General features: G+C 28.9%; 10 protein-coding genes. 7 read left to right on the top strand and 3 right to left on the bottom strand.

The genetic code is table 4. The annotated features are described in order from the left end of the window. The first annotated feature begins 203 nt into the window (after nt 1-203). The 7 genes from N1F73_RS03045 to N1F73_RS03015 all read left to right on the top strand — a co-directional run bounded on the left by N1F73_RS03045 (nt 204) and on the right by N1F73_RS03015 (nt 7,801). Nucleotides 204-1,154 (top strand): ABC transporter ATP-binding protein, encoded by a 951-nt coding sequence (locus N1F73_RS03045; RefSeq protein ID WP_259290118.1) that lies wholly within the window; start codon nt 204-206, stop codon nt 1,152-1,154. Then, nucleotides 1,147-2,022: an ABC transporter permease gene (locus N1F73_RS03040; protein WP_259290117.1), complete on the top strand. Its 876-nt coding sequence runs from the start codon at nt 1,147-1,149 to the stop codon at nt 2,020-2,022. Before N1F73_RS03045 ends, N1F73_RS03040 begins: the two co-directional genes overlap by 8 nt. 47 nt (nt 2,023-2,069) lie before the next feature. Further along, nucleotides 2,070-2,909: a deoxyribonuclease IV gene (locus N1F73_RS03035; protein WP_260360058.1), complete on the top strand. Its 840-nt coding sequence runs from the start codon at nt 2,070-2,072 to the stop codon at nt 2,907-2,909. A 162-nt stretch (nt 2,910-3,071) separates the two neighbouring features. Then, nucleotides 3,072-4,970 carry a hypothetical protein gene (locus N1F73_RS03030; protein ID WP_260360057.1) on the top strand — a complete coding sequence of 633 codons (1,899 nt, stop codon included), beginning with the start codon at nt 3,072-3,074 and terminating at the stop codon, nt 4,968-4,970. 9 nt (nt 4,971-4,979) lie between these two features. Then, a complete protein-coding gene (locus N1F73_RS03025; RefSeq protein ID WP_260360056.1) occupies nt 4,980-5,321 on the top strand; it encodes a thioredoxin family protein in 342 nt (113 codons plus the stop codon). Further along, entirely contained in the window at nt 5,321-7,036 is a 1,716-nt protein-coding gene (locus N1F73_RS03020; RefSeq protein ID WP_260360055.1) for a GIY-YIG nuclease family protein, read from the top strand. Before N1F73_RS03025 ends, N1F73_RS03020 begins: the two co-directional genes overlap by 1 nt. Beyond that, on the top strand, nt 7,037-7,801 hold the full coding sequence (locus N1F73_RS03015; RefSeq protein ID WP_259290112.1) for a hypothetical protein: 765 nt from the start codon (nt 7,037-7,039) through the stop codon (nt 7,799-7,801). Between the two features lie 26 nt (nt 7,802-7,827). On the opposite strand, the gene N1F73_RS03010 is transcribed toward N1F73_RS03015, so the two are convergent. The 3 genes from N1F73_RS03010 to pip all read right to left on the bottom strand — a co-directional run bounded on the left by N1F73_RS03010 (nt 7,828) and on the right by pip (nt 10,253). After that, nucleotides 7,828-8,523: a hypothetical protein gene (locus tag N1F73_RS03010; protein WP_260360054.1), complete on the bottom strand. Its 696-nt coding sequence runs from the start codon at nt 8,521-8,523 to the stop codon at nt 7,828-7,830. A gap of 27 nt (nt 8,524-8,550) precedes the next feature. Beyond that, on the bottom strand, nt 8,551-9,237 hold the full coding sequence (locus N1F73_RS03005; RefSeq protein WP_260360053.1) for a hypothetical protein: 687 nt from the start codon (nt 9,235-9,237) through the stop codon (nt 8,551-8,553). 68 nt (nt 9,238-9,305) lie between these two features. Next, nucleotides 9,306-10,253, bottom strand: coding sequence for a prolyl aminopeptidase (gene pip, locus N1F73_RS03000; RefSeq protein WP_259290109.1), 948 nt, complete (start codon nt 10,251-10,253; stop codon nt 9,306-9,308). Nucleotides 10,254-10,279 lie beyond the last annotated feature (26 nt).

Genomic DNA, 10,279 nt, shown 5'->3' with positions numbered 1-10,279 from the left:
TTTTTCTTTGGTTTTGTACTTAGTGATTTTCATAAATATCATTGTCATTTAAATCACAATAAAATATTATCAAAAAGGCTTTTTTTGTTTCTTATACTACGAGGACATTTTTGTTTCTTACATGACAGGTTTGATATCAAAAGTCTTTGATATGCAACGTGGTAAATATGTTTAGTAATATAATATTAAAAGAGGTTTAAATTATGGATAATCAAATTGAAAATTTAGATAAGAAAAACATTATCGTTATTGAAAAATTGTTTAAAAAATTCAAAAAATTTGTAGCTTTAAAAGAAATATCGTTCAGCGTAAAAAAAGGTGAATTGTTTGGTTTTCTTGGCTTAAATGGTGCTGGTAAAACCACAACACTCAACATTATTTTAGGTTTGCTTAAGCGTGATGGCGGAAATGTTTATATTAATTCACAAAGTATAGATAAAGATATCACAAAAGTTAGAAATGAAATTGGTATTGTCTTTCAAGAATCGATTCTTGATCCGAGTTTAACGGTTTGAGAAAATCTTAAAATTCGAGCAAGCTTGTATAAAAATTTCTTCAAAGATAGAAAAATTGATGATGTCGTGAGAGAAATTGTTGACGAGTTTCAATTAAGTGATTTTGTCAAACGACCATACGGCAAATTAAGTGGCGGTCAACGTCGTCGTGTTGATATTGCTAGAGCTCTAGTTCATCGGCCATCTATATTGTTTTTAGATGAACCAACAACTGGTCTTGACCCAAATTCACGAAAACTTGTGTGAGAAATATTGAAAAATATTCAAAAACAGCGACATTTAACAATTTTATTGACCACACATTACATGGAAGAGGCTGATGATTGTTCACGTGCTATTATTATTCAAAAAGGTAAAAAACTAGTTGAAGGTACTCCGGCGGAATTGAAAAAGTTATACTCATCTTCAACGGTCTTATTGCACTCAATTTCTGAACGATTACGCAATAAAATTAAAGAAAGCAATCTAAACTTTAATTATAAAAATTCATCAATAATAATTAAATTTGATACCTTTAAACAAGGTCATGAGTTTGTTAAAAATAATATTGATGATATTGAAGATTATGAATTTATTAAAGGTTCGATGGATGAAGTATTTTTGAATGTAACCAAACAATTTGGAGGTGATAATGACTAAATTATTTGCATTGACAAACAGAAACTTCAAAGTGTTTGTGAAAGATGGAAAAAGAATATTTTTCACTTTGATGAGTCCAATGATTGTTCTTTTGTGTTTTATTCTTTTTGCTCGCAATATTTATCTTAACCAACTACCAGCGCAAACACCAACAGAATTTAAAAATCATTACGCAGATATTTCCTTAACTATCGGGATGTTATCAGTGACAACATTTACAAACGCAATTTCACTTTCAAGTGTAATGGTCAATGATAATCAAAGAAAAATACTGGATGATTTCTATATTTCTCCAATAAAAAACTCAATCGTAAGATTCAGTTATTTGATTTACAATGTCATTTTAAATATTTTGATTACAACAATTATTTTTATTCTTTGCATCATTTGAATGGCCATTGATAAAACATTGATTTACGAATTTAATTCAATGAAATTTCACGCAATAAATACACAAAACACTTTTGTTATATTATCAATAATTATTATTGGAAGTATTTTGAACTCATCTTTATTTGTTTTCTTTTTAAGTTATTTATCAAATAACGCAGCGTTTAGCGCTCTTTCAGCAGGATTGAGTTCAGTTGGTGGTTTTTTAATTGGGAGTTTTGTTCCACTACACACCTTCCCAAGGGCAATTGCGGAATTTTCAAGTATTATTCCATCAACACAAATAAGCAATCTTTTCCGTCATTTTGCTATTCAAGGTTTACCAAGCGAAATTACAAGTTCAAAAAATGCAGTGTTAGACTATAACATAATCTTTGGTCTTGAAAACACATGGTGAGGTTCATTGCTATATTCAGTGTCTTGGAGTGCGTTGTTATTGACACTTTCAGCCACTGTTAATATTTCTAAAAAAAGATAAATAATAATCACTTTTATTGCTTATATATCAATAAAAATAGGAGAAAAATGATAAAACTAGGTTCACATGTACAATTTAAAGCTCCAGGTTATTTGGCCGATTCAGCTAAGGACAGTATTGCATACGGTGCCAATACAATGATGATTTATGTTGGCCCTCCACAAAGCACAAGACGTGTTGCAAAAGAAAAATATAATCCAGAAAAATTCAATGAATTATACAGCGATTTGATCAAAAATGAGGATATCGTTGTACACGCACCATACATAATTAATATGTCATCAATTGAAAAAGGCAAGTTTGCTAGCGAGTTTTTAATTGAAGAAATTCAACGTGTGTCATATATCGGGGCAAAATATATTGTTTTACACCCTGGAGCTTATACCAAGTTTGATATCAATTTGAGTATTGAAGCATTGATAGAAAATTTAATCTTTGTTTTGGAACAAACAAAACAAACAGATGTTGTTATTTGTCTAGAAACTATGTCTGGTAAAGGCACTGAAGTGTTTACTAATTTTGAACAGATGCAATACATTATTAACAAATGCAACAGTGAAAGAATTCAATTGTGTTTAGATACTTGCCACATCTGAGATGCTGGTTATAACATTAAAAACTACGAAGAATTTAAGCAACAATTAGAACACTACGATCTTAAAAAACACGTTAAGGTTATACACTTAAATGACTCAAAAAATGACTTAAATTCGCATAAAGATAGACACGAAAATATTGACAAAGGATTTATAGGACTTGAAACACTAGCTAAATTTGTTCACGATAAAGATTGAGATAATATACCTATCATTCTTGAGACTCCTTGAACAGAACAAGGGCCTATTTACAAAGAAGAAATAGCAATGTTGTTGAATAAAAAAAATTAATTATTTTTTGAAAAACATCAATAAAAATCAACAAATGTTCGAGTGCATTTGTTGATTTTTAATTAAATTTGCAATAAATTAAGCAGAATAATTATTAATATTAAAATTAAATTTAATAGATATATGTATTTAATAATTAAGTATTTAAGTATAATTATATTTATGAATACAAATACAGAAATGTCTAGATTAACACGTTCTCCTTTTTTTAAAAAAATTGAAAAGAAAAGCAAGGAAGAAATAGTTCGCAGTGATAAATTAAGTTCCTTTCCGGAGTTTTTAAAATTTGTGATTTTTTTGTTTTTCACAACCTTCATTGTTTTAGTGCAATATAGCTCTAATATTTTTGGTAGTGAAAAAACTGTAACAATTTTTAGAAAAATATATCTATATTCAATAGGTTTATCGTTTGGTGACCTAACTATGTTTATTGTTGCAGGTGTTTTTGTATCGTTGATTTTAAACTGGTTAGAAGTTATTCTAAACAGGTATTATTTTTATTGATTAAAGCCCTATAGACGAGTTGATTATTGAATAGTTCGTCGCCGAGTAAAGATGTTTATTTGACTTAATTTACTTGTTTTTGTTCTTTGTTACCATTGATATTTAGTAACAAAACGCAATATTTCTAATTTGACTCATTACTCATTGAGTGATCTGAAAATTTTATTTACTGATGGCTGATATAAATCATTTACACACGCTAATAATGGTGCAATATTGAATTATCCTAACACCAATGGAAATATAGGTATTTTCATGGATTCAGTATTGAATGCCTTACACGCAGTTGTGATTAGTCCGTGATTGATTTTTCTATTCATTTTAACAATTCATACAATTTCTTGAGTTTATTTATTGACCTTAAAACCAAAAGAATATTTTAAAAATTTAGCAGGCAACAAAACATTAGAACAAGTAGTCACTTACTTAAAAAAAATAAACACTGTCTATTATTTTACAAACGAAGTTAAACGTTATTTTGATTATGTTAATGATGCAGCTAAAGTTTTAGAAATCAATGTTGAATCATTATCGTTTAAAAAAATTATTAGATTAATTAACAAAAAAGCAAGTCGTGATACTTTATTTGACCATCCTTTAACTAGCAAGTATTTTATGTCATCACACAAACAAAAGGCAAAGAAAACAATTGAAGAAGAAGCATTTATTGCGTTAGTTGATAAGGAAAGATTGAAACAACAAGAATATTCTCAAAATCAAGTCAATGACTCAAATAATACTTTAGTTACTCCTAACCCAAACAACTCTGCCGGTGATTTATCTATTTCTAACGAAGTGAAAACTAATACGGTAGAAGAATTTCAAATAACTAGTCGAACTCAACCCCTTGATCTTGTAGCTAAAGACATTGAATTAGACCAAAATGAATTGACTAATAACTTTGATGAAATTATTGATACTCAAGACGAAAAAACTAAAATTGTTCAGCTACTTGATACTCAGTTATTAATGATTGATTATGATGACGACAAAGATGATGAAAAAGAGGATAATGGTTCAATTGCAATTGATGAAACTGTAGAATTAAGAAGCATCGAAACTCAAGAGTTATATAAAAATCAACCTGAAGATTTAAATGTGGATTTAAAAGGTCAATCGCCTTCACAAAGTCTGGTTATGGAAATTCATAGCGAAAATGAAAATAACGACATCAATAAACTGGGTTTTGACTTAGATGATTTAGATGATGAACCAAAACAAGATACAGAAAATGTTGAACTAAACACAACTAATGATATCGACAGCAACGCTGACTCAATTACGCCTGATAATTCAGAAACAATAAACGATAATACAAGCCTAGGATTTGATCAAATACTTACCGAGGAAGTAGATGCTGCTTCTGATCCTAGTTTATCGGGTAATGATTCATTAAACATTGATGAAATTAAAGATGAATCTACACAAGATTTCACTTTTGCAACAAAAACCATGATTATATCGCAGGGAGATGAAGATACTAATTCTGTAAAAGATTTATCTGATTTTACAGACGAAGACGATGGTAGTTGGATAAGTCCTTTTGATAATGAATAGGAGAATTTAATGAAACTGTATTCTTGAGAAGAAACCCAAAAAATAATTTCAAATAAAGCAAATAGCGACAAAATATTCTTTGTCGCTTTTACTAAACAAGGCGACAAAGAATCAATCATTATGAATAGTACCTACGAATATATTGAACAAAAATTTATTGGCGAAAATAATATCAAGTTTATCAATGTTGACATTGACGAGGCGGGAATTTATAAAGATATTAACGACCAGTATAAAGTTTTTGACATACCGACATTTTTGATAATTAATAACAACCAAGTCAAAAAACGTGGTAGTAGATATTATCCACGGGAAATTATTGTTGATTTCATTGAGGAAAATATTCAATAATGAATAAACTTTTAGAAAAAAAACTTGAACTAGTTCCCAAACAACCTGGTGTTTATTTGTGAAAGGATGCTAATAATAAAGTGATTTATGTCGGTAAGGCCAAAAACTTAAACCGCAGAATGCATCAGTATTTTGAAGGTGCAATCAATTCGTATAAAACAACAACACTGGTTCAAAAAATCGTTGATTTTGATATTTTTATTTCACGTAACAACAAAGAAGCCCTTTTACTTGAAAAACAACTAATCGATAAATACAATCCCGAATACAATATTTTATTATTAGATGACAAATGATATCCGTACATTAAAATTGAATTAAAACCTAAAAGTCTAGATATTTCAATTGTTCGTAAAATAACCAAAAAAGAGAGTGCTCACTTGTTTTATTTTGGGCCTTTTCCACAAGGTTATGGGGCCAACGTGATTCTTAAATTGTTGGAACGTGAAGCGTTTTTCGAAAACGGTCTTAAAGTAAAAAATGAAGATTTTAATTATTGAAAAGAAAAATTTAATTTTCTCAAAAATATAGTTACTTTTAAACATAAATATATCAGTGAACTTGAACGAAAAATGCACGAATCGAGTGCTAAATTACAATTTGAAATCGCCCTAGATATTAAAAACTCTTTGCAGTATCTCAAAAAAATTAGCGAAGACCAGATTATTGAACTGAAAAATTTCAAAAACATTGATGTTTTTACATACTGCATTAAAGATGAAAGAATCTATATCACTTTACTATTTTATAGACACGGGAATTTAATTGGTAAAGACAATGTTATTATTGATATTTATGTAGATATCAACGAAACGCTTAATAATTTTTTCCAAGTTTATTATGCAAATAAACATATACCAGAAAATGTGATTGCCGATGATTCTTTAAAAGAATACGATTTCGTTACCGAAAATGAAATAAACATTATTTTTCCCAAAATCGGTTTATATAAAAAAATTCTAGCAATTGCTAACTTAAATTTAGACGATTTTGTTAAAAACACTAGCATGCACATGCTTAGTTTGCAAAATAAAGCATTCAACAATTTGAAAGATTTAGCAAAATACACTGGTGGTTTGGTCGCTAATAACATTGTAGTTTTTGATAATTCTAATTTAGCCAATAATTTACCAGTCGGCGTTGCAATAGCTATTTGCGGCGGTCTAAAAAACAAACTGTATTATCGTTCTTTTAATCATTCCGAAAACAATCTAAGACAAGCAGATGTTGAATATATGCGTTTAAGTATTGAAAAATATTTCAACTCTGATAAGAATTTGTTACCTGATTTAATTATTGTGGACGGAGGTTTAGCGCAAGTTCACGAAGCAAAAAATGTTTTAACTAAACTTGAGCGTAATATTAAAGTTATAGGCTTAGTGAAAAATGATCAACACCGCACAAGTCGCATTATTGATGTTGATGAAAAAGCATGTGTGATCAAACCCCAATCATTGAAAAACTTTTTAACAGGCATACAAGATGAAGTTGATCGATTTGCCAAATCTGTTTTCTGAAAAAGAAAAAAAATTTCATCATTAGAAGGAAAATTACAAAGAATTAAAGGTTTAGGCAGTGTTTATGAAGATAAATTGTTAAAATATTTTAAAACATATAATAATATTTACAACGCACCGTTGAGTGAATTAGAAAAAGTAATTCCCAAAAACATTGCCAAGAAAATTTTCAACAAAGAGTTTTTAAAAGGAGAATAAATGAACAATAATTTTATTTCAGACACAACTGCAATTTTTTCTTTCAACAATATAGTTAATATTATTTCGGCAATGTTTGTCATTTGGCCGATCATCTATCAGTCATTATTGATTCGCCAATTTGTCAAAAAATATGCTTATTTTAGAGAAAATAATTTAATCACAACCAAAATAAAGCAAGATAAACGTAAAAATATTATTGATTTTGCGATCGTTGGTTCAGTTGGTTCTATTACAGTCGGTATTATTTTTGCTATCGGAGAGATATTTTTCCGTAAAAACGATTTGTGAATTACGAGTCGTTATGGTGTGTTAATTTTATGGGTGATCTCACTTTTACTCACACTTATTGGTTTCACATTTTTATCTCTGTTTTACCGTAAATTAAAAGCAACATACACAGTAAATTGAAAAAAAGTCAGTGAGTATATTTATAATAAAGATTATTCATTTAAAGATAAAGATTTTGAAATTCGCTGATTAGATCCAGTAACTAAACGTTACGAAGAAGCTAATCAAAAAGATATTTCAATTGAGTGAAAAAGAGATTACGCTCGCTTCAATTCTTTCTCAAAAGGAACAAAATTAAAAGTCAATATTGTTAAATGATATATCAGCCGCATTGATAGATTTTTCTTTAAGGAAGTGTTGAGTGCTGAAGATAAATTGCTAATGCTTATAGCTGTAGTTTTAAATCAATTAACACTGGAGGGTGAGTTCAATAGTATTGAAAGCGCAATTGAGCAAATGCAAAAACATATTTAAAAAAGTTTATCGGTGGATAAACTTTTTTAAATATGACATTTAACTGTTTTTTTCTGACTTTTTCTAATTAAAGAAACTTCACCAAATTGATCTCATCCTTCAGTTGTTCAATCGATTTCGGCAGTAGAGGCTGTATCAACATTATCAGCAACAACGCTTAAAATTTTTCTAACAGCGTCAAAATCAAATATTTTATCGATAGTAAAATTGGTATAAGTAATAGCATCTAAATAATTTTGATAATCAGTTTCGTCAATTGATTCAAGAAATAGCAAATTATTTTTTAATGATTTGGTTTCTTCGATGCTAGGGTTAAAAATTTCACCCACACTGACTTCATTCATTGAATATACAAATTTATTGTCTAAATAGTCAACATTGAAGCGTGATACTGGTCTATCAATAGGAATTAAACTCAATGTATAACCATTGATTATTGTCAACATGTTTAAAACATTTTGCAAGGCATCATTAGTATTAAAGGCTTGTTCGCCCTTGTCAAGAATATTCAAAAACGAGTTTGATTTTATTTTTTTTGACACTAGATTATTTTTGTATTTTGCAATTTGTTCTTTATTTTGCAATGCTTTTATTGCTTCTTTTTTTAGTTTTTCGTATTCATCTTTATTTGCTATTTTGTTTTCAAAATCAAATAATTTAAATACAGTGTTTATAGATCAAGGGATTTGTCTTGAAAATCTTCTGTGAAATTTAATGATCATTTAACCTCCAATGCACAATTTTAGTTATTAATTAGTTTCGTTTGGGTCTTCGTTAAACAAATGTTTTTCGATAAATAAAAATTGATCAAAGCCATCATTAAGGAAACCTAATTGAGATTCATCTTCTTCGATTACCGAACTATTAAAAATGCTTAAAATTCGATATGAAGCGTTGTGATTAAAAATTAGTGCGAATCATTTACGAATCAATTTGATTGATTCTAAATATCATTCATAATCATCTTCGCTTACTGCTTCAAGAAATATAAATGTATTTGCTGAGAAATTAATTTCCTTGTCTTCAACAAAAACTTTTGATATTTCTTTTGAATTTATCTCATAGTTAGGATGGTTATCTTTTGCACTAACAACTAATGAACCAATATTTTGCTCTGCGTTATGATGATTAATGGTATAACCGGTAATTACCATCAACATATTTAAAATGTTTTGTAAAAAATTATCAGTTTCAAATGCTTGCTCGCCTTGTAAAATAAGTTTTTCCAGCTGAGTGTTAAAAACGTTTTTATTGGCATATCTTTGCAATGATTTTTTTATTAAAATACGATCTTTTAAATATTTTTTCGCTTCTATTTTCAAATTATCCAAATGTTTTGAATCATAGTTGTTAATATCTAAATTTTTCAATCTAAAGGCAGTTATTACACCCTGCGGATAAATATTGAAAAATTTTCTACTTACCGAAATTGTCATTTATTCCCCTTTTGTAAATTATGCTTAATAATTATACATATAGAAATGCTAAAAAAAATGCAAAAAATCTAAAAAGCGATATTTTGCATAATTTTTATAAGTGTTTTTGATATTTTTCATTCTCTTTGTGTGTGAGCTGTCTTCGTAAGCATGAATAAATGTGAGTTATTTAAAGCCTTATGTAATTCATATGCACCAGATGGACGACAATCCAAATCATACTCACCGTGGACAATATAAGTTTCAATGTCTTTGATTTTATCAATGTTGTGCAAAATATAATTTTCGCTCATGAAACCTTTATTGTAAAAATAATAATTTTCCAAATATGAAATTTCAGCAGTTGATTTCATATCGCTTTCGACATCTATATTGATTTTATTCACACTAATTAATGCATTTTCTCATTTTGCTCACTCAATATATGCTTGTTTACGTGTGTTTTCATCGTCAGTATTCATTCTGTGGTAGTAAGCTGATACAATATCTTTTCGTTCATTATCGTTCAAGATACTGATATATTGTTCATATTCAATTGGTTTTAAATACGAAGCGCCCTCTTGGTAAAGTCAATCAATATCGCTTTGGCGATTTAAATAAACGCCTCTTAAAACCATTCGCAAAACATTTCGGGGATATTTAATTGCGTAGCATAAACTTAGCGTTGTGCCCCATGAACCGCCAAATAATATTCATTTATCAATCTTTAATAATTTGCGAATATTTTCCATGTCTTGGACTAAAAAATCAGTCGTGTTATTTTTTGTCAATAATGATGGAGTAGAATTGCCACATCCTCTTTGGTCGATTAATATTATCATGTATTTTTTAGGATCAAAATAGCGACGACACACAGGGCTTGTACCACCACCAGGACCACCGTGAACATAAACAACTGGAATGCCATCGGGATTTCCACTGACCTCATAATAAATTTGGTGCTCACTGTCATTTGGCGAGTAAAAATCTTGCAGGTAGGGTTTAATTTCGGGATATAAATATTTTAAATATGTCATAAATACCTCTTTAAAAAAATTAGTGA

This window comes from Mycoplasma sp. HS2188, from assembly GCF_025209835.1.
Classification (GTDB): domain Bacteria; phylum Bacillota_I; class Bacilli_A; order Mycoplasmatales; family Metamycoplasmataceae; genus Mycoplasmopsis.
This window is presented reverse-complemented; position numbering and strand designations above follow the sequence as displayed.